The organism is Enterobacter sp. C4G1 (genome assembly GCF_052886895.1).
Genome location: NZ_JBQVVV010000001.1, coordinates 2,286,979 through 2,306,697 on the forward strand (window position 1 = coordinate 2,286,979; position 19,719 = coordinate 2,306,697).

General features: G+C 56.4%; 15 protein-coding genes. 4 read left to right on the plus strand and 11 right to left on the minus strand.

Going from position 1 to position 19,719, the window contains the following annotated elements:
* Positions 1 to 2: 2 nt before the first annotated feature.
* The 3 genes from ACT9TW_RS10960 to ACT9TW_RS10970 are packed head-to-tail and all read right to left on the minus strand — an operon-like array spanning position 3 to position 3,229.
* Positions 3 to 1,421, minus strand: a complete 1,419-nt coding sequence (locus tag ACT9TW_RS10960; RefSeq protein ID WP_446492370.1) for an L-fucose/L-arabinose isomerase family protein — start codon at positions 1,419 to 1,421, stop codon at positions 3 to 5.
* Positions 1,422 to 1,455: 34 nt separating this feature from the next.
* Positions 1,456 to 2,406, minus strand: coding sequence for a transketolase family protein (locus tag ACT9TW_RS10965; RefSeq protein WP_446492371.1), 951 nt, complete (start codon positions 2,404 to 2,406; stop codon positions 1,456 to 1,458).
* Positions 2,399 to 3,229 carry a transketolase gene (locus ACT9TW_RS10970; protein ID WP_446492372.1) on the minus strand — a complete coding sequence of 277 codons (831 nt, stop codon included), beginning with the start codon at positions 3,227 to 3,229 and terminating at the stop codon, positions 2,399 to 2,401. The genes ACT9TW_RS10965 and ACT9TW_RS10970 overlap by 8 nt, the downstream gene beginning before the upstream one ends.
* A 285-nt stretch (positions 3,230 to 3,514) precedes the next feature.
* On the opposite strand from ACT9TW_RS10970, the gene ACT9TW_RS10975 reads away from it, so the two are divergent.
* On the plus strand, positions 3,515 to 4,471 hold the full coding sequence (locus tag ACT9TW_RS10975) for a sugar-binding transcriptional regulator (RefSeq protein ID WP_182059955.1): 957 nt from the start codon (positions 3,515 to 3,517) through the stop codon (positions 4,469 to 4,471).
* Positions 4,472 to 4,519: 48 nt separating this feature from the next.
* On the opposite strand, the gene ACT9TW_RS10980 is transcribed toward ACT9TW_RS10975, so the two are convergent.
* From ACT9TW_RS10980 to ACT9TW_RS11015, 8 genes are all read right to left on the minus strand, one after another.
* Entirely contained in the window at positions 4,520 to 5,608 is a 1,089-nt protein-coding gene (locus ACT9TW_RS10980) for an ABC transporter permease (RefSeq protein ID WP_446492373.1), read from the minus strand.
* A 1-nt stretch (position 5,609) separates the two neighbouring features.
* Positions 5,610 to 7,136, minus strand: coding sequence for a sugar ABC transporter ATP-binding protein (locus ACT9TW_RS10985; RefSeq protein ID WP_182059957.1), 1,527 nt, complete (start codon positions 7,134 to 7,136; stop codon positions 5,610 to 5,612).
* Complete coding sequence (locus tag ACT9TW_RS10990) at positions 7,136 to 7,744, minus strand: DUF2291 family protein (RefSeq protein WP_182059958.1); 609 nt, start codon at positions 7,742 to 7,744, stop codon at positions 7,136 to 7,138. The genes ACT9TW_RS10985 and ACT9TW_RS10990 overlap by 1 nt, the downstream gene beginning before the upstream one ends.
* An 11-nt stretch (positions 7,745 to 7,755) precedes the next feature.
* Positions 7,756 to 8,697 (minus strand): D-ribose ABC transporter substrate-binding protein, encoded by a 942-nt coding sequence (locus ACT9TW_RS10995; RefSeq protein WP_182059959.1) that lies wholly within the window; start codon positions 8,695 to 8,697, stop codon positions 7,756 to 7,758.
* Positions 8,698 to 8,909: 212 nt separating this feature from the next.
* Positions 8,910 to 9,938 (minus strand): methionine synthase, encoded by a 1,029-nt coding sequence (locus ACT9TW_RS11000; RefSeq protein WP_446492374.1) that lies wholly within the window; start codon positions 9,936 to 9,938, stop codon positions 8,910 to 8,912.
* Positions 9,939 to 9,965: 27 nt separating this feature from the next.
* Positions 9,966 to 10,949 carry a DUF1852 domain-containing protein gene (locus tag ACT9TW_RS11005; RefSeq protein ID WP_446492375.1) on the minus strand — a complete coding sequence of 328 codons (984 nt, stop codon included), beginning with the start codon at positions 10,947 to 10,949 and terminating at the stop codon, positions 9,966 to 9,968.
* A gap of 213 nt (positions 10,950 to 11,162) precedes the next feature.
* On the minus strand, positions 11,163 to 11,819 hold the full coding sequence (gene entD / locus ACT9TW_RS11010; protein WP_446492376.1) for an enterobactin synthase subunit EntD: 657 nt from the start codon (positions 11,817 to 11,819) through the stop codon (positions 11,163 to 11,165).
* 114 nt (positions 11,820 to 11,933) lie between these two features.
* Positions 11,934 to 14,183 (minus strand): TonB-dependent siderophore receptor, encoded by a 2,250-nt coding sequence (locus tag ACT9TW_RS11015; RefSeq protein WP_182059963.1) that lies wholly within the window; start codon positions 14,181 to 14,183, stop codon positions 11,934 to 11,936.
* Positions 14,184 to 14,390: 207 nt separating this feature from the next.
* On the opposite strand from ACT9TW_RS11015, the gene fes reads away from it, so the two are divergent.
* Genes fes through entF form a run of 3 tightly spaced genes read left to right on the plus strand, consistent with a single transcriptional unit; the run spans position 14,391 to position 19,718 of the window.
* Entirely contained in the window at positions 14,391 to 15,638 is a 1,248-nt protein-coding gene (fes, locus tag ACT9TW_RS11020; protein WP_446492377.1) for an enterochelin esterase, read from the plus strand.
* Positions 15,639 to 15,648: 10 nt separating this feature from the next.
* Positions 15,649 to 15,861 (plus strand): MbtH family protein, encoded by a 213-nt coding sequence (locus tag ACT9TW_RS11025; RefSeq protein ID WP_446492378.1) that lies wholly within the window; start codon positions 15,649 to 15,651, stop codon positions 15,859 to 15,861.
* Positions 15,858 to 19,718 (plus strand): enterobactin non-ribosomal peptide synthetase EntF, encoded by a 3,861-nt coding sequence (gene entF, locus ACT9TW_RS11030; RefSeq protein ID WP_446492379.1) that lies wholly within the window; start codon positions 15,858 to 15,860, stop codon positions 19,716 to 19,718. The genes ACT9TW_RS11025 and entF overlap by 4 nt, the downstream gene beginning before the upstream one ends.
* Position 19,719: the final 1 nt, after the last annotated feature.

Here is a 19,719-nt window from a genome sequence, read left to right on the forward strand (position 1 = left end):
CCTTACTGGTGGAGATAGGTCGACACGCCAAGATAGCGGGTGAACGCTTCGTTGAGGATCTCTGCGCTGGAGGAGTGGTTCATGGCAACGTGATGCTCAAATCCGTTGCGGCAGATCCACGACAGCAGATTTTCCAGATGCGGAACCTGGATAACCGCGCGACACCCAACAGTATCCAGCGGATCGTCCACCGAACAGCCTTCGCCCACGTAGGCTTTGATTTCACCGGTCAGGTCGTCAGTGCTCAGGCGGAAGTAGGTCAGCGGGCCACTTTTCAGGCGGCCATGTACCGCGCCGCAGGTGTTCTCTTTGCCCACGGTGGTGCCGATGATGTCGGCCGTGCCCATGTGCGGGGTTTCCAGGCTGGCGGCGGCGAAGTTACCGCAGTGGAACAGCACGCACTTGTCGCGATCGTCGCCAAAGTTGTTGTTCCAGTCGGCAATGGAGGCCGGGTTCAGGTTGCTGCTGGCGAGGGCATACATGGAGAGTGCGCCCATCACGTCCACTTCGCAGGCGCTTGGCATCAGCTGGCCGGACATTACGCTCATGATCGAGCAAACGTTAATCCCGAGGTTTTCCTGCAATGACGTCCAGCACTGGATTGCGGTGGTGTCGATGTCGTTGGCGACAATCCATTCGCTCAGCACTACAAACAGTTTTGCCATCATGACCAGTTTGTCTGCCGGAATGCCGCTGGCATCGGCGTTATCGAGCAACAGTCGGCGTTTTTCATCGACGCGGATATCGTCATCACGCAGCAGTTTAATGCGGGTAAAGACTTCAGACAGATCGAGCGTTTCCACGGCAATGCCCAGCCGTTCCAGCAACTTCTCGCTGTAGCGTACGGTGTTAAAGCCCGCCGGACGCGCACCAATGGCCCCGACACGCACACCCCGCATACTGCTCACCACGCGGCAGACTTGCTCAAAACGACGGAGATCCTGCTCGAAGACTTCACCGCTGAGCGCGCAGACGTGCTGGGTCGTCAGGGTGAACGGGATGCCGTACTGGCGCAGGTTATTGCACAGTGAGATCTTGCCGCAGAAGCTGTCGCGGCGGGTGGCGAGGCCCATTTTGTCGAGATTATCTTCTTCGGCCTGCACCAGTACCGGCACGTTCAGGCCGGAAAGGCGCAGGGTTTCGGCAATCGCTTTTTCGTCACCAAAGTTAGGCAGCAGAACCACCACACCGTGAATGGCATCGCGATGGGCGCGGAACAGATCGGCACAGACTTTTGCGTCCTGACGGGTTTCAACCCCGCCAAGCTCCGTCTGGCTCGGGTCGAGCATAATGGTGTTGATGCCAAGACGGCCAAACAGCGCGATGGCCTGTTCACGCGCTTCTGCGACCAGGTAGCTTGGGAAAAATCCCCGGTTACCGATAATCACGCCCATGGTGAGTTGTTGAGGAATTCGGGACATTGCGTTCTCTCCAGTAAGATGTTGTTTTTATTTTTCAGGATGCCTGTTTTACGTGCAGTTCCCGGGCGTGTCTGATAACGCCTGCTGCATCTATTTCGTGGCGCGCGCGCGTCGAGGCGCGGTCGGCCGCAATCGCGTATTGCCCGTCAGGGATACCTAAACGGCGCAGCGGGATAGCGCACCCGGCTTCGGCCAGCACTTCCGCCACCAGGCTGCCAACGCCACCGTTCACATTGTGCTCTTCTACCGTCACCACGGCTTTGCACGGTTTGATGGCCGCCAGCAACGCTTTGGTATCACAAGGACGAATAGATGGAACACTGATAACACTGGCGTCAATACCTTCTGCGGCGAGTTGTGCGGCCGCTTCCACTATTTCATGTACGGTCGAGCCCATTGCAACCAGCGCTACGTCATGGCCCGCACGCACCACGTCGATGTTGCCCGGTGTAAAACGGTAGCTTTCATCGTGCAGTTCCGGCAGTGCTTTGCCGTCAAGACGGATATAGACCGGGCCGACGTGATCCAGGGCGTAGTCGATAATCTGACGACACTCTGCCGGGCTTGACGGAGCATAAATTTCGATATTGCCAAAACCGCGCATGATGGCGATATCGTCAATGCTGTGGTGGGTACTGGCGAGAGGGCCGTAGCTGGCACCGGCATTCAGGCCAAACAGTTTGACATTGGTGTTGTTGTAGCAAATATCGACTTTGATTTGCTCGTTGGCTCGGGAGATCAAAAACGGTGCGGCATTACAGGTGACCGCAATCTTGCCGCCAATCGCCAGCCCGGCGGCAGTGCCGACAAGGGTCTGCTCGGCGATCCCGACGTTCACCAGCCTGCCAGGGAAACGCTTGATAAACGGCGAAATTTTGGCAGTAGAGGTGGAATCTGCAACCACGGGAACCAGATCCAGCCCTCTGTCGACCGCATCGATAAAGGCATCTACCATTACGGTGGCGAGATGTTCGCTATTACTCATCTTTCAGTTCCTCCAGCGCCAGTTCAACTTCTTCGCCTTTTGGCACACGGTGGTGCCACTCCGGGCGGCCCTGAATAAAGGAGATCCCGGCGCCTTTCGTTGTGTGGGCGATCACCACGTGCGGCTTCCCGTTTGGCTGTAATCCTTCCAGCGTCGCCACCACATCAGCCATGTTATTGCCGCTGCATTCGGTCACTTCCATGCCAAACGCGCGCCACTTCTCATCCAGCGGATCGGTGTTGAGGATCTCTTTGGTTGAGCCCGCGAGTTGCAGGTTGTTTTTGTCGTTAATGATGACCAGGTTATCCAGCTGATAGTGGGCGGCAACCAGCGCCGCTTCCCAGTTACTGCCTTCCGCCAGCTCGCCGTCACCGGTCACCACAAAGACCCGGCGCTTGCTGTTATTGCGTTTCGCGGCCAGGGCGATGCCCACCGCAACCGGCAGGCCATGGCCGAGTGCGCCAGTATTCAGCTCAATGCCCGGGGTTTTGTGTTTCACCGGATGACCCGGCAGGTGAGAATCTGCGTGCTGATAAGTGGCAAGCCACTCCAGTGGGATAAAGCCAGCTTCGGCGAGCACGCAATAGTAACCGCCCACCGCATGACCTTTGGACTGGATATAGATATCGCGTTCGTCGCTGTCCTTCAGCTGCGGCGAGCAGTGGAGAATGCGGAAATAGAGCGCGGTGAGCAGCTCAACCTGAGAGAGATCTGCACCGGTGTGACCACCAGCGGGGCTTTCAGCATTCAGCACGATGATCCGCCGACGAATCGAGCGTGCCTTTTTTTCGAGCTCCACAACGGAGAGCGAAAACGGATTCATAAAACACCTCCTGAATTTATAATCTGTAATGAATAATTATTCCAGCAGGGTAAGAAAGAGCCCGTCTGACACGGGGTTTTTTACGTCATTGAATATATATTCAATGCTGATTTATTATTCATGATGATAAGATATGCCCGGATTCAGGGTTTGTCTACGCCCCGAACGGGCTCTTTGCAAAAAAAGCGAAAACGATCACATTCGGATCTCTTCAGGAAAGGCGCGTTCCCTTGTTATCTATTCATCAATGAATAAAAATACAGGTATGAAATCAGGGGGAACGCCATGTCAAAGCAGGATGAACAACGGTTGCTGGTGAAGATTGCCACGCTTTACTACAGCGAAAATAAAAAACAGTCCGAGATTGCCTCGCTGCTGCACCTCTCACAGTCTTTTGTATCACGTGCCTTAACGCGCTGCCAGAAAGAGGGGCTGGTCAAAATCACCGTCGTCCAGCCGACCAATATTTTTGTGTCGCTGGAGAAGGCGCTGGAAGAGCAGTACGGCATTCGCCAGGCCATTGTGGTGGATGTGGGGGACAACCCGACTAACGCACAGGTGAAACACGCGATTGGCAGTGCGGCAGCGCACTATGTTGAAACGCGCCTGCGCCCTGACGATCTGGTGGGAATTTCCTCCTGGAGTAGCACCATCCGTTGCATGGTGGATGAGATGCATCCACAGAATATCAGCGCCGCAGGGGTTATCCAGCTTTTGGGCGGTGTCGGGCCAAACGGTAACGTGCAGGCGACTATCCTGACGCAACAGCTGGCGGCGCATCTGGACTGTCCGGCGTGGCTGTTACCGTCGCAAAGTATTGAGCACTCCGTTGAAGAGCGCGCCCGGCTGGTGGGCAGCCCGGACGTGGCGGCAGTGGTCAGTAAATTTGCCGAAGTGGATGTAGCGATTGTGGGGATTGGCGAGCTGGAGCCGTCCCAGCTGCTGAAAAACTCCGGGAACTACTACAACGAAGATATGCTCAGGTTGCTGTCTGAGCGCGGTGCGGTAGGGGATATCTGCCTGCATTACTATGATGCGCAGGGCAAGCAGGTGCTGAGCCACGAAGAAGATCCGGTGATTGGCATGGAGCTTTCCCAGATCCGCGCCTGTCCGCAGGTGATTGCCCTGGCGGGTGGGCCAGAGAAGCGCAACGCTATTCGCGGGGCGCTGGAAGGGGACTATATCGATGTGTTAATCACCGATTACCCGACGGCAAGGAGTTTGTTGAAAGCGGAAGTGTAAGTTTTGCCGGGTGGCGGCTGCGCCTTACCCGGCCTACACATTTAATCGCTATTTCCCTTCCATTACCGCCTTCTGCGCCACCACCGCCGCTTTCTGCTGCATCCGGTTTTGCATCTGGTCGATAATGACCGCCACGATAATCACAATCCCTTTAATCACCATTTGCCAGAACTCACTCACGCCCATCATCACCAGCCCATCAGCCAGGAAGCCAATCACAAAAGCGCCAATCAGGGTGCCGAGAATGGTCCCGCGTCCGCCCGCCAGCGACGTCCCGCCAAGCACCACGGCGGCGATGGCGTTCATCTCAAAGGCTGTGCCGTTCGCCGGGTGGCTGGCCAGAAGCTGAGCCGAAACCACAATCCCGGCAATGGCCGCGCACAGGCCGGAGAGGGTATACACCAGCACTTTCACCTGTTTCACCTTCACGCCGGAAAGCTCCGCTGCACGCTCGTTATCGCCGATGGCGTACACGTGGCGGCCAAACGGCAGGCGGCGGGCGATATAGGCAATTACCACGGCCAGCACGATCATCATCCAGATGGCCCACGGAATGCCGAGCAGTGTGCCCGCGCCAATCTCGTCAAAGCCGGTATTGCCCAGCTGCGGGTTACCGGCAAGGCCGGGGAAGGTTTGCCCGTCGGAGGTTAGCATCGCCGTGCCGCGCAGCACGTACATGGTGCCCAGGGTGCAGATGAACGGCGCCACGTTGTAGCGGGTGATGATCCAGCCGTTCACCGCCCCAATCAGCGCTCCAATCAGCAGCACGATGGGGACAATCACCCAGACGCTCGGGAAGATGGCAATGCCAAACATCGGCAGAACAATGCCTTTGGTGATTAGCCAGCCGGCGACCATGCCGCACAGGCCAAGCGTGGCACCAATCGACAGGTCAATCCCGGCGGTAATGATCACAAAGGTGATCCCCAGCGCCAGGAACGCATTGATCGCGATGTGTTTAATCATGATCACCAGGCTGCCCGCAGAGAGGAAGCCTGGCACGGTAATGGTAAAGAAGCCGACAATCAGGAACAGCGCAATAAAGGTGCGCATTTTGAGCAGCAGAAGCAGGACATTTTCCCGGGAAAGCGCAGCCCCTTTTTGCGGTGCCAGCGCGACAGACTGTGTAGTTTTCATATCAGAACCCCTGAGCACTTGCCGTTACCAGTGCCGATTCTTCGGCCCGATCGCGAACGATATCGGCGGTGAGTTTGCCGCCGGACATCACCAGAATGCGGTCAGATACCGCCATAATTTCTTTTAAATCCGAGGTGGAAAAGACCACCGCAATCCCGCGTTTTGAAAGCTCCACCATCATGCGGAACACGTCGGCTTTCGCCCCGACGTCGATGCCCCGCGTGGGTTCGTCCAGGAACAGCACTTTCGGGTCCGTCAGCAGCGAGCGGCCTATCACCACTTTTTGCTGGTTACCGCCGCTCAGCGCCTGAATTTCGACTTCAGGTGATGAGACTTTGATCGACAGGTTGCCAATGGTGGAGGCCACCACCGCCTGCTCGTCCTTTTGCGAGATGGTTAACCCGCGTTGTAGCCGTCGCCACAGGCTGGCAATGGTCAGGTTGCTGGCGACCGATGAGCCGGGGAAAATCCCGGTGCGTTTGCGGTCTTCCGGTACCAGGCTCATGCCCATGCGGATGCGGTCGGCAGTCGAGAGCCGCTGCGGCACGGGTTTGCTGTCCAGCCACAGCTTGCCGAGGTAATTCCGCTGGGTGCCCAACATGCACTCGAACAGCTCAGTGCGCCCTGCGCCCATCAGGCCATAAATCCCGACGATTTCGCCCGCGTGAACCTGGAAGCTGACATCGTTCACCACCGAGTTACCTGCCGCGTTAACGCAGGTGATATGCTCGGCTTCCAGCACCGGTGCGCCAAACGTCCGCCCCGGCGAGAGGAAGTTGCTCACCGGATCGCTGCCCAGCATTTCACGCACAATCCAGGGCACGTCGATATCTTCCACCCGCGCTTCGGCCTGGAATTTACCGTCACGCAGAATGGTAATCACATCCCCAATCGCCATGAGCTCTTCCAGGCGGTGCGAGATATAGATGATGGAGACGCCCTGGTGGGTCAGCTCGCGGATCACGCGGAACAGAATATCGACTTCGGTTTTGCTGAGCGCCGATGTGGGCTCATCCAGGATCAGGATGTCGGCATCTTCCGCCAGCGCTTTGGCAATCTCGATCAGTTGCTGCTGCCCGACTTTCAGATTGCCGACCAGCTCGCGTGGGGAAATCGGCTGATCGAGCCGTTTTAGCAACGTGGCGGCGTGCGCTTCCTGTTCGCTTTCCTGAATCGGCATCAGCCCTTTTTGCCGCTCGCGGCCAAGGAAAATGTTCTCTGCCACGTTCAGGTTTTCAAACAGGTTCAACTCCTGGTGCACCATGCCGATACCCTGTGCTGCGGCATCCCGGGTATTGGCAAAATGAACCTGTTTGCCGTTAAGCCACATCTCACCGAGGCTTGGTTGCTGAACGCCCGCGAGGATTTTCATCAGCGTGGATTTTCCGGCACCGTTTTCGCCAATGATGACGTTCACTTTGCCGCGCCAGACGCGGTAGTCGACGTTATCCAGCGCGACAGTGCCAGGAAAGAGCATCGAAATGCCGCGCGTGCGCAGGATAATGTCGTCAGTCGGGATGTCGCTCATCACGGCGTCTCCTGTTTCAGTTCCAGCGCGGCGGCTTCATCAGCTTTGCCTGCAGTTATCGTGGTGGCGAAGGTCACGCTGGCGTTTTTACCGTTCCAGCTTTCATCCACTTTCGGCAGATGCGTCACTGCCTCGCGATTAAAGGCGCGAGAGAGCTGAGCAAACTGCACCTGATTGGTGAACTCTTCAAAGCGGAAACCGGCCGCATCGCGAATGGCATTGCCCCGCATCACCGGGCCGCTCTGGATCTCAAACGGCTGACCGTTAACCATCATCACCAGTTTTTGCTCGCGTTCGTTGCTGTTATCCACGCGCTCAATTTTGCCGGTCAGCCGGACAAAGACACTTTTCGGCGTGGAAGAGGGCGTTTTCAGCTGCGTGCTCAGCGCACTGGCATCCAGCGCGTGTTGTGACGCGGCATCCAGTACCCGTGACTGCCAGGTTTGTTGCGCGATCTGCTGGGGTGTCTGGTTGTCGAAGCTCGCTTTCGCGTTCGGATCGGCAGGCATAATCGGCTTGCCGTCCGCATCCAGATCCACCACCGTGCAGGCCGTCAGCAACAGGGCGGCGCACCCGATCAGCACAGCGCCCCATTGTTTTAACGACATATTGCCTCCGCTTATTTGCTGAGATTGAACATGCTCAGCTTGCTGGCGTTGGTGTCATCAATCAGCACGCAATCCATCAGCTGTTTCTCTTCCTTCTGCGCTTTGCCGTTTTTCAGGTAGTAATCCGCCTGCTCAACGGCCATCTGCGCCTGTTGCCAGCCAGGCTGCAACACGGTGGCTTTGATGTTGCTGTTTTTGACGATGGAATCGCGGGTGTAGTCGCTGCCGTCGAAGCCGACTACGATGACGTTATGTTTGCCAGCGGCTTTCAGAGCGGCTTCTGCACCCAGCGCCATGGTGTCGTTACCGGAGATCACGCCCACGATGTCGGGGTTGGTCTGCAAAATGGCTTCCATACGGGTGAAGGCTTCGGTCTGGCTCCAGTTGGCAGTTTGCTGCGCCACCATTTTCATGTCGGTGTAATCATCCAGTACGTCGTGGTAACCCTGTGAGCGGACGTGGGCGTTGGTGTCGGACTGGCGACCCAGCAGCTCAACGTATTTACCTTTGCCGTTCAGCAGCTTCGCGAACTTCTCGGCACCCAGTTGTGCGCCCTGATAGTTGTTCGACACGATCTGGGCGACGGCGACACCGGTTTTATTGATTTCGCGATCGATAAGGAATGCTGGTACGCCTGCGGATTTGGCTTTCTCCAGCGGGCCGACGGTGGCATCTGCCCCAGCATTATCAAGGATGATGGCCTTGGCCTTACGGGCAATGGCGGTTTCAATCAGCTGGTTTTGCTTGTTCACGTCGTCATCATGGGATGCCACCAGCACGGTATAGCCAAGCTCTTTTGCTTTAGCTGCCGCGCCGTCGGCTTCTGCCTTGAAGAACGGGTTGTCGTGAGAAGGGGTAATTATCGCGATAAGACCGTTTTCAGCAGCAAACAACGAGCCGGAAGCGGCAATCATAGAAGCGAACAGGGCGGTTTTTACAAAGGTCATCTTCATGCTTTTCTCCACATTGAATATTTATTCAATAATGATTTATTATTCAATTTAACGATAAAGCCGCCTTTCCGAACTGTCTACGGTTTAGGCAGCTAATTTCTTAAAAGGAGAATAGGATCACGATCCTGACGGGAAAGAGGGAGATCAGGTAAAAACGAAAGCACCTGCTCAGAGACAGGTGCTTAAAGAGGGACAAATTGTTGACGGTGCGATCAGGCCTGAAGCTCTTTACGCACCAGCTCTGAGCCGGCGCTTAAGGCATTGAGTTTGCCCTGGGCAACCTGGCGGGATAACGGCGCCATGCCGCAGTTGGTGGATGGATAGAGCTTATCGGCATCGACAAACTGAAGCGCTTTTCGCAATGTACTGGCCACCTCTTCTGGTGTTTCAACGGTATTCGTTGCAACGTCGATGGCGCCCACCATCACTTTTTTGCCGCGGATCAGTTCAAGCAGATCCATTGGCACGCGGGAGTTATGACACTCCAGCGAGATGATATCGATATTCGATGTTTGCAGTTTAGGGAAGGCTTCTTCGTACTGCCGCCACTCAGAACCCAGCGTTTTTTTCCAGTCGGTATTGGCTTTGATGCCATATCCGTAGCAGATATGTACTGCCGTTTCACACTTAAGCCCTTCAACGGCACGCTCTAACGCGGCAATGCCCCAGTCATTCACCTCATCAAAGAACACGTTAAAGGCAGGCTCATCAAACTGGATAATATCAACGCCAGCAGCTTCAAGCTCTTTGGCTTCCTGGTTGAGTATTTTGGCGAATTCCCAGGCTAACTTTTCGCGGCTCTTGTAGTGGTCGTCATAGAGCGTATCGATCATCGTCATCGGGCCGGGCAGCGCCCATTTAATCGGCTTGTTGGTGAGCTTGCGCAGGTATTTGGCATCGTCGACAAAAACGGGTTTTTGACGGGCGACCGCACCCACAACTGTCGGAACACTCGCGTCATAGCGATTACGAATTCGGACTGTTTCGCGTTTTTCAAAATCAACGCCGCTGAGGTGTTCAATAAACGTGGTGACAAAATGCTGACGCGTCTGTTCGCCGTCGCTGACAATATCGATGCCTGCACGCAGTTGATCATCCAGAGACAAACGCAGGGCATCCTGTTTCCCCAGAATTAACTCTTCATTTTGCAATTTCCACGGTGACCAGAGTGTTTCTGGTTGGGCAAGCCAGGACGGTTTAGGTAAGCTGCCCGCCGTCGACGTGGGAAGTAAAATTTTCATAATGGATGACCTTTTATATTTCGTTAATCAAAGAGAGTAATTAGCAGACCATTGCTCAAGAATTGTCTTGTAAGGTTTGATAAAGTTCTCTTCGGTATATTTTCCCTGTTCAATAGCCAGCTGACTCCGCTCTTCCCGGTCATAAACAATTTTGGTTAATGAATGATCCTGGTGATTCAGGTCAGGCTGATAGCATTGGCCTGCCGCAGAGTTGGCATTGTAAATTTCAGGTCGGTAAATCTTCTGGAATGTCTCCATAGTGCTGATGGTGCTGATCAGTTCAAGGTTAGAATAATCACTCAGCAAATCACCCGCAAAGAAGAATGCCAGAGGCGCTGCGCTATTTTTTGGCATGAAATAGCGAACCTGTAACCCCATTTTATTGAAGTATTGTTCAGTCAAAGAGGTGCCGTCTGGCTGGTACTCCAGGCCGAGAACAGGGTGCTGCACGCCGGTCTGATGATAGGTGTCTTTACTTGACACGCTCAGGCAGATAACCGGTGACTTTTTGAAGTTGGCCTTGTATTCACTGGAGTTGACGAAATGCCTGAAGATATTCCCGTGCAACTCGCCAAAGTTTTCAGGAATGCTGAACTGTGCCTGGTTTTTATTATATTCGGACAGTAATACGCTAAAGTCATAATCACGGACGTAAGAGGAGAAGTTATTCCCGACAATACCTTCAATACGTTCGTTGGTTTTTTTATCAATAATGCTGGTTTTCAATATTTCAATCGCCGGGAATACCGTGCTGTTACCTTCACTGCCGATATTCATTTCAACAGAGATAATATCCAGTTCAACCGAGTAGCGATCGCCTTTAGGATTATCCCAGTGCGCCAGCGTATTAAAACGATTGTTAATCATCACTAACGTGTTGCGCAAATTCTCCTGACGATTTTTCCCTCTGGCCAGATTAGCGAAGTTGGTCGTAATACGCGTGTTTTCAGAGGGGTTATAATTTTCATCGAAAGCACTGCGTTTAATCGCAAATGTAAAATTATTATTCATCGTACTGTGTATCCTGGGCTCTGAGATGAAAACGGTTCGCTTATCTGGCTATTCCTGCGTGGGCTGAGTTACTCAGTTGCCGTTTTCATGTTATGAATTAGTTAACATGGCATAATTTATGCCAGAGCCACTGGATGAGGAAAAGCGACTTAATTTCAATACAACATGAGTTATCTTCATGATCGGGGGAGGGCAGGGTGAGGAAGTTGAGCTTTACTCAACCAACAGCGTGCAAATATGGGCGTTAATCATCTTCCAGGCGAGGGTGAACGGCTTACCTTTGCTAAACGGCCCTGCGTCTTTTGTCAGCGCCAGAACGAGCGTCTTGTTATCCAGTTGGGTCACGCGCGCGCAGTCAAACCCCATGTATTCCTGTACCTGAGGAAAGAGGGCTTTAAACAGGCTCTCTTTGGCGCTGAAGGCAAGCGTCAGGGCAAGGGCGAAAGGATAACCTGAGCGGGAAAGCACGGCCTCTTCCTCTGTATCAATCACCCCGTCTTTGATTTCATGAGCTTCACTTTCAGCGAGGATGGCTTCGCAATCGATGCCGATAAGAGCATGTTGATTGCGGGTGGCGACCGCCATCGCCTGCGTGCCGCTGTGGGTGATGCTACCTGAAATATTCGCAGGCCAGATGGGCTCTCCGCTGGCACCGATGGCCGGGATAGTGCGGTCATTCAGGGCGCTGAGCGCGTGTGCAGCGGCGATCCGTCCTGCCAGGTGGTCGGCTTTGCGCTTGCGTCCGGCATCGGTCAGTTGGGTGTGGTGGGGGAGCCAGAGCAGATCGGCATCGGCGAAAGTCGTGGGATCGAAGGTGACGTGATGGACGGTGTGGCTGGCGAGAAGGAATGTGGTGTGGGTGGATTTCATGTTATTCCTTTTGAGTTTGTGCGGCCTGATGCCCTCACCCCGACCCTCTCCCACAGGGAGAGGGAGCAAACACAAAAAACGGCAACCGAGGTTGCCGTTTTGATTTTACCTTGCTTAGAAGTGCGTATTCACACTCATATACCAGGTACGGCCAGGTTCATTATACGTGTACGCACCCGCACCGTACATATATGCACCCGTCGTGGTGTTACCCGTGGTCTGGGCATTACCCGCACGCCACTGACGCTTGTCAAAGACGTTATCCACGCCGCCAGTCAGGCTGACGTTTTTGGTCACATCCCAGGTCGCACTCAGGCCAACAATGCTGTACGGGCTGACTTCATCTTTCTCAGAGCCGGTAACAGGCTGACCTTTGTAGTTGTATTTCTTCGGCTGCTGCTTGCCGTACCAGGTGAAGGTCGATTGCAGCGACACATCCTCTTGTACCTGCCAGCTCAGGGTAGAGTTCAGCGTGTACTCTGGGATGATCGACAGACGATCGCCCGTCTCCTTGTTCTTGCTTTGCAGCATATAGGTAATGTTGTTGGTCCAGTTGATCGTATCGCTTACCGGTACGTTCAGTGAGCCTTCCAGACCTTCTACCACGGCTTTCGGAACGTTTTCCCACTGGTAGATATCGGTCTGAACTTTACCGGAAGAGGTATGGCCAATTGGCGCATAACCCGCTTCAATCTTGTCGCGGTAGTCGTTGCGGAACCAGGTCACACCCGCCTGCCAGCCGTTGTGTTTCCACTCCAGACCAATCTCTTTGTTGATGCTGGTTTCAGCTTTCAGGTCGTCGTTACCCATCATGTAACAGCCCACGCCGTCAGAGCTTGCATAGCAACCCTGGCCTTTGCTGTACAACAGGTAGTTCGGGTTCGTCTGGTACAGGCTTGGCGCTTTATAAGCACGCGCAATACCCATCTTCAGGGTGAAATCATCGCCCAGGCCTTGCGACAGGTTCAGGGACGGGCTCCAGTTGTTGCCCACAATGGTGTGATGATCGAAACGCAGCGCCGGGGTCAGCATGGTGCTGTCGGTCAACTCCATGTTGTTTTCCGCGAACAGGGAGAAGATCTCAGCCGATGAATATGGGCTACGATCGTTGCTCATGCCCGGGATCGTACCGCCTTGCTGAGTCTGGGTGTTAGAGGTGGAATCTTTCATCCGCTGCTGGTTCCACTCAGTACCCAGGGTCAGGTTCTGGTTGACCAGGAAATCAATCGGCAGGTTGATTTCACTGTGCAGCATCACGTCAGACAGGTCGGTGTCGGTGAACTTATTGCTGTTGAACAAGCCTTCCAGACCGCCTGCCAGCCCTTCGCCCAGACGGGAGTTACGGGTGTGCTCATACTGCGCCCAGTTGCTGGTGGTGATGCCATTATCCCAGCCGCCGTTCCAGCTCACGGCAAAGTTCTGGCGGTAAATACGGTTAGTCTCTTTACCGTAGTTTTTCTTCACCAGGCCGTTGGAGCTGTTGTCGTTGTTGGTGTTCTGCGTGTCGCCCGCGTAGAGGTTGTTCTGGCGGCTGTAGCCCGCTTCAAACTCCAGGGACTGCATTGGCGCAAAGTCCCAACGCACCACGCCGTTGATGTCTTTGTTTTCTACCCCTTCACGGCCTGCTGGCAGCGTGTCGGCATAAGCACCGGTACGTTCAGATTCATGACCCTGGTTGATATCCCGCGCATCGGCCTGGGTTTTATCCAGGTTACCGTACATACGGAAGCTGAAATCGCCGCCCAGCGGGCCGCTCAGGCTGAAGTTGGTACGCTTGGTCGAACCTTCGTCCTTATGTTCTGGCGCATTCAGGTAGGTGTTCCAGGAACCATGCCACTGGTTGTCGAAATTCTTGGTGATGATGTTTACCACACCACCTGCCGCACCGTTACCGTAACGCGCTGCCGCCGGGCCACGGATAACGTCGATACGCTCGATCATTTCCGGTGGAACCCAGCCGGTATCGCCACGGGTATCACGCTCGCCACGCCAGCCCAGACGGATGGAGTTACGGCTGGTAACCGGCTTACCATCGATCAGGATCAGGGTGTTTTCAGGGCCCATACCACGGATATCAATCTGACGGTTATTACCGCGCTGGCCGCTGGTGGAGTTACCGGTCAGGTTTACACCAGGCATAGTACGGATGATTTCGGCAACGTCGCGGGCGGGAGGATTTTTACGGATTTGATCGGCCGTAATGGTCGATACGCCAGGCGCTTGCAGATTCTGCTCAGCGGCGGTGATCACCATCGTGTCTTCGTGCTGCGCGGTGGTGGTTTTGTCGTCTGCCAGGGCTGGCAGTGCGACGCCGTAAATCCCTAAGTTGACCAGCAAGGCCAGGGAGTGAATCTTCTTATTCATTGTACGTCCTGCTTTTCGCGCCGCATCCCCTGGCTCCGTTCCCGAAAGGGAGAGGAGGCGGCATGTTGTCACCCGCATTTGCATAAGCAGCCCTGTCCTCGAGCGCACACAATGCGTGGCATGTTTATTTTATGAGCGCGCTTCCCACAGCGCGGGCACTACGCTATTGCAAATGCAAATAGTTATCAATAATATTATCAATAAATTTTGTCTTGTAACAAAAAAAGACACGATAAACATGAGGTTAAAAGCGTGACGGCGTTAACAACGGGAAGTGATGCCTGGTGGCAGTCAAAAAACGGCCCTGAATGGGTGTGTGAAAAGGGGAGGTATCGCGTCACATTCTGGTGGCGTGACCCGGCAGGAACACAGGCATCTTCGGCGGTGAAGCGCGTCTGGCTCTATATCACCGGCGTTACCGATCACCATCAGAATGCCCGCCCGCAATCTCTCGAACGCCTTCCCGGAACCGACATCTGGCAATGGCAGGGCGAGTTCAGCCCGCAGTGGCGCGGCAGCTACTGTTTTATCCCTTCTGAGAACGAACATGATTTTGCCGATGCGGTATTTCACGGTGAGCAGCCTGACCGCATGGCGCTGCGTGAAGGCTGGCGCAAGCTGCTGCCCAACGCGGTGTGCGATCCGCTGAATCCGCAGAGCTGGCGAGGTGGGCGCGGACATCCGGTATCGGCGCTGGAAATGCCTGAAGCACCGGTTCAGCCTGGCTGGGACCGCCCTGATACCCCTTACCGGCAGCCGGTCTGTATCGAATGGCACAGCGAGCGGCTGCGCAACCGTCGCCGCGTGTGGATTTTCACCACTGGTGATGCCAGCCCGGACAGCCCGCTGGCGGTGTTGCTCGACGGGCAGTTTTGGGCCGAAAGCCTGCCCGTATGGCCAGCACTGGCGTCACTGACGGCTGAGCGCAAATTGCCGCCGGCGGTCTATCTCCTGATCGATGTTATCGACACCGCTCACCGCAGCGTTGAGCTGCCCTGCAACCCCGATTTCTGGCTGGCGGTGCAGGAAGAACTTCTCCCGCTGGTGAAAACCACCGCGCCATTCAGTGACCGCGCCGACCGCACGGTCGTGGCAGGGCAAAGCTTTGGCGGGCTCTCTTCTCTTTATGCTGGTCTTAACTGGCCGCAGCGTTTTGGCTGCGTGCTCAGCCAGTCTGGCTCCTACTGGTGGCCGCACCGTGGTGCGCAGCAGGACGGGCTGCTTATCGAACAACTTAAAGCGGGTGAAAAAACCGCACGCGGGCTGCGCATTGTCCTTGAGGCGGGGCGCAACGAACCGCTTATCTTCCACGCAAATCAGGCGATTTACGCCGAGCTACAACACACTCAGCAGCAGGTTTACTGGCGTCAGGTTGACGGCGGACATGATGCGCTTTGCTGGCGCGGTGGGCTGACACAGGGGCTGATGACGCTCTGGCAGCCGCTTATTCAATAACGGAGTCTGTATGGAATTCAGTAATCCTTTCGATAATCCGCAGGGACAGTTCGCCATTTTGTGTAACGACCAGGTGGAATTCAGCCTGTGGCCGCAACAGTGCGCATTGCCTGCTGGCTGGCGTGTGGTGTGCGAACCGCAATCCCAGGAAGCGTGCCAGCAGTGGCTGGCAGAACACTGGCATACGCTTACACCTTCCCATTTTGCGGGAGAACGCGCATGAGCAAGCATCTTCCCCTCGTCGCCGCGCAGCCGGGGATCTGGATGGCAGAGCAACTTTCCACGTTGCCGAACGCCTGGAGTGTGGCGCATTACACCGAGCTGAAAGGCGATGTTGATGCGCCATTGCTGGCAAAAGCGATAGTCGCAGGCATGATGCAGGCCGACACATTACGCACGCGCTTTACAGAAGATAATGGCGAGGTGTGGCAGTGGGTAGACGATGCCATGTCGCTGCCTGAGCCGTCGATCGTAAAGGCCGGTTCTCACGCCGCAGCCGTGGCGCTGATGGAGGCCGATCTTAACCAGAACCTGCGCGTGGACAGCGGTCATCCGCTGGCGTTTCATCAGCTGATTCAGGTCGGTGAACGTCACTGGTACTGGTATCAGCGTTATCATCACTTAGTGGTGGATGGCTTCAGTTTCCCGGCCATTACCCGCCAGATCGCTGCCATTTATACGTCATTGAGAAAGGGCGAAACCCCGCCAGTATCACCCTTTACACCGTTTGCTGAGGTGGTGGATGAGTACCAGCGCTATCGCGACAGCGAGGCGTATCAGCGCGATGGCGCATTCTGGGCAGAGCAGCGTAAGCAGCTCCCTTCTCCGGTGTCGCTTTCTTCCGCGCCGTTGCCGGGGCGTGCAGCCACTACCGACATTCTGCGGTTAAAAGTGGTTGCCGATAGCCGCGCCTTTAGCCAGCTGGCACAGGCAGCAGGGCAGGTGCAGCGTACCGATCTGGCGCTCGCGCTGGTGGCGCTGTGGCTTGGGCGCTTGACCGGGCGGCTGGACTACGCCGCCGGGTTTATCTTTATGCGCCGCATGGGTTCGGCGGCGCTCACCGCAACTGGCCCGGTACTTAACGTCTTGCCGATGGCGGTCAATATCGCCCCGCAGGAGAGCCTGCCGGAGCTGGCACTGCGTCTTGCAAATCAGCTGAAAAAGATGCGCCGCCATCAGCGTTATGACGCCGAACAGATTGTTCGCGACAGCGGGCGTGCGGCAGGGGATGACGCCCTGTTTGGCCCGGTGCTTAACGTCAAAGTGTTTGACTACCAGCTGGACATCGACGGCGTGGAGGCCACGACCCACACGCTGGCAACGGGGCCGGTGAACGATCTGGAGCTGGCGCTATTCCCGGATGAACAGGGTGGGCTGAGCATTGAGATCCTTGCCAATAAACAGCGCTACGACGAGGCAACGCTCACACGCCACGTGGCGCGCCTGAACGCGATGCTGACGCAGTTTGCCGCCAACCCGGACCTGCGCTGTGGTGAAGTAGAAACCGTCTCTGAAGCAGAATATCAGCAGCTCGCGCGCATCAATGACACCGGGCTGGCGTTACCCTCTGCCACGCTTGCCCAACTGGTGGCGGAACAGGCGAGCAAAACGCCGGACGCGCCCGCGCTGGCGGATGCGCATATCGAGCTGAACTACCGCCAGATGCGCGAGCAGGTGGTGGCGCTGGCAACCCTGCTGCGTGAACATGGCGTGAAGCCGGGCGACAGTGTGGCAGTGGCCTTGCCGCGCTCGGTGTTCCTGACTCTGGCGCTGCACGGCATTGTGGAAGCGGGGGCCGCCTGGCTGCCGCTGGACACCGGCTACCCGGACGACCGCCTGCGGATGATGCTGGAAGACGCGAAGCCGTCTCTGCTTATCACCACCGACGAACAGCTTCCGCGCTTTAGCGATCTGCCGATAACGTCATTTAGTTACAACACACTATTGCCTGCTGCGGGCCACGAACCGCTCAACCTGGCGAAGCCGGAGCAGACGGCGTATATCATCTTTACCTCCGGCTCCACGGGCCGCCCGAAAGGGGTGATGGTCGGGCATACCGCCATCGTCAACCGCCTGATGTGGATGCAGGATCACTATCCGCTGGACGCGCGTGATGTGGTGGCACAAAAAACGCCGTGTAGCTTTGACGTGTCGGTGTGGGAATTCTGGTGGCCGTTTATCGCTGGCGCGAAGCTGGTGATGGCCGAGCCAGAGGCGCATCGCGATCCGCAGGCTATGCAGAGTTTCTTCGCCCATTACGGCGTCACCACGACTCACTTTGTGCCGTCGATGCTGGCGGCATTTGTGGCCTCGCTGACGCCGGAAAATGCCGACTGCTGCAAAACGCTGAAACAGGTGTTCTGTAGCGGGGAAGCGCTGCCAGCCGAACTGTGCCGCGAGTGGGAACAGCTTACCGGCGCACCGCTGCATAACCTGTATGGCCCAACGGAAGCGGCTGTGGACGTGAGCTGGTATCCGGCGTTTGGTCCTGAACTGGCGGCGGTTGACGGCAACAGCGTGCCGATTGGTTTCCCGGTGTGGAATACGGGGCTGCGCATTCTGGATGCGATGATGCGCCCGGTGCCGTTTGGCGTGGCGGGCGATCTGTATCTTACCGGGATTCAGCTGGCGCAGGGCTATCTGGGGCGCCCGGATCTGACGGCGAGCCGCTTTATTGCCGACCCGTTTGCGCCGGGCGAGCGTATGTATCGCACCGGGGACGTTGCCCGCTGGCTGGATAACGGCGCGGTGGAATATTTAGGCCGCAGCGACGATCAGCTGAAAATTCGTGGTCAGCGTATCGAGTTGGGTGAAATCGACCGGGCGATGCTCTCGCTGCCGGACGTGGCGCAGGCCGTGGCGCACGCCTGTGTGTTCAACCAGGCGGCGGCAACCGGCGGCGATGCCCGTCAGCTGGTGGGGTACATCGTTTCGGAATCCGGTTTACCGCTCGACAGGGAGGCGCTTCTGGTCGCGCTGAAAGCACAGTTGCCGCCGCATATGGTGCCGGTGGTGTTGTTGCAAATCAGTTCCCTGCCGCTCTCGGCCAACGGTAAGCTTGACCGCAAGGCACTGCCGCTACCGGAGCTGACCAGCAAAACCTCTGGCCGTACGCCGGAAAGCAAAACCGAAGTGGCCGTGGCGCAGGCGTTTTCCACCTTGCTGGGCTGCGAGGTGAATGATACTGAAGCCGACTTCTTTGCGCTTGGCGGGCATTCGCTGCTGGCGATGCGCCTGGCGGCACAGCTTAGCCGCGCGTTCGGGCGCAAGGTGACGCCGGGGCAGATTATGGTGGCCTCGACGGTCAGCAAGCTTAGCGGTTTGCTTGAGTCGCAGATGAGCGATGAACAGGCACAGCGTCTGGGGTATGAAACCCTGTTGCCGCTGCGTGAAAGCCACGGCCCGACGCTGTTCTGTTTCCATCCGGCATCCGGTTTTGCCTGGCAGTTTAGCGTGCTGGCGCGCTACCTCAGCCCGCGCTGGTCGATAACAGGCATTCAGTCCCCGCGTCCGGACGGGCCGATGCAGCAGTGCGCCGATCTGGATGGCGTAATCGGGCATCATCTGGCGACACTGCGCGCGCAGCAGCCGCACGGGCCGTACTATTTGCTGGGCTATTCGCTGGGCGGCACGCTGGCGCAGGGGGTTGCCGCGCGTCTGCGTGAGCAGGGTGAAACGGTCGCATTCCTCGGCCTGCTGGATACCTGGCCGCCGGAAACGCAAAACTGGGCGGAGAAAGAGGCCAACGGTCTTGACCCGGCAGTGCTGGCGGAAATTGAGCGCGAGCGTCAGGCGTTTATCGCGGCGCAGCAGGGGCAGGGTTCCAGCGAACTGTTTACCGCTATTGAAGGCAACTACGCTGATGCAGTGCGGTTGCTGACCACGGCACACAGTTCGCGCTTTGACGGCAAAGCGACGCTGTTTGTCGCCGAGCGCACGCGAACCCAGGACCCGCGTCAGGCATGGGCGCCGTGGGTGGGGGAACTTGAGGTTTACAGCCAGGATTGCGCCCACGTGGATATCATTTCACCGCAGGCGTTTGAGAAGATTGGGCCGGTATTGAAGGATATACTGGGATAGT

Excerpts from the sequence above, each read along its gene's own strand:
- ACT9TW_RS10960 (WP_446492370.1), bottom strand. The coding sequence starts at position 1,421 with ATGTCCCGAATTCCTCAACAACTCACCATGGGCGTGATTATCGGTAAC.
- ACT9TW_RS10965 (WP_446492371.1), bottom strand. The coding sequence starts at position 2,406 with ATGAGTAATAGCGAACATCTCGCCACCGTAATGGTAGATGCCTTTATC.
- ACT9TW_RS10970 (WP_446492372.1), bottom strand. The coding sequence starts at position 3,229 with ATGAATCCGTTTTCGCTCTCCGTTGTGGAGCTCGAAAAAAAGGCACGC.
- ACT9TW_RS10975 (WP_182059955.1), top strand. The coding sequence starts at position 3,515 with ATGTCAAAGCAGGATGAACAACGGTTGCTGGTGAAGATTGCCACGCTT.
- ACT9TW_RS10980 (WP_446492373.1), bottom strand. The coding sequence starts at position 5,608 with ATGAAAACTACACAGTCTGTCGCGCTGGCACCGCAAAAAGGGGCTGCG.
- ACT9TW_RS10985 (WP_182059957.1), bottom strand. The coding sequence starts at position 7,136 with ATGAGCGACATCCCGACTGACGACATTATCCTGCGCACGCGCGGCATT.
- ACT9TW_RS10990 (WP_182059958.1), bottom strand. The coding sequence starts at position 7,744 with ATGTCGTTAAAACAATGGGGCGCTGTGCTGATCGGGTGCGCCGCCCTG.
- ACT9TW_RS10995 (WP_182059959.1), bottom strand. The coding sequence starts at position 8,697 with ATGAAGATGACCTTTGTAAAAACCGCCCTGTTCGCTTCTATGATTGCC.
- ACT9TW_RS11000 (WP_446492374.1), bottom strand. The coding sequence starts at position 9,938 with ATGAAAATTTTACTTCCCACGTCGACGGCGGGCAGCTTACCTAAACCG.
- ACT9TW_RS11005 (WP_446492375.1), bottom strand. The coding sequence starts at position 10,949 with ATGAATAATAATTTTACATTTGCGATTAAACGCAGTGCTTTCGATGAA.
- entD (WP_446492376.1), bottom strand. The coding sequence starts at position 11,819 with ATGAAATCCACCCACACCACATTCCTTCTCGCCAGCCACACCGTCCAT.
- ACT9TW_RS11015 (WP_182059963.1), bottom strand. The coding sequence starts at position 14,183 with ATGAATAAGAAGATTCACTCCCTGGCCTTGCTGGTCAACTTAGGGATT.
- ACT9TW_RS11025 (WP_446492378.1), top strand. The coding sequence starts at position 15,649 with ATGGAATTCAGTAATCCTTTCGATAATCCGCAGGGACAGTTCGCCATT.
- entF (WP_446492379.1), top strand. The coding sequence starts at position 15,858 with ATGAGCAAGCATCTTCCCCTCGTCGCCGCGCAGCCGGGGATCTGGATG.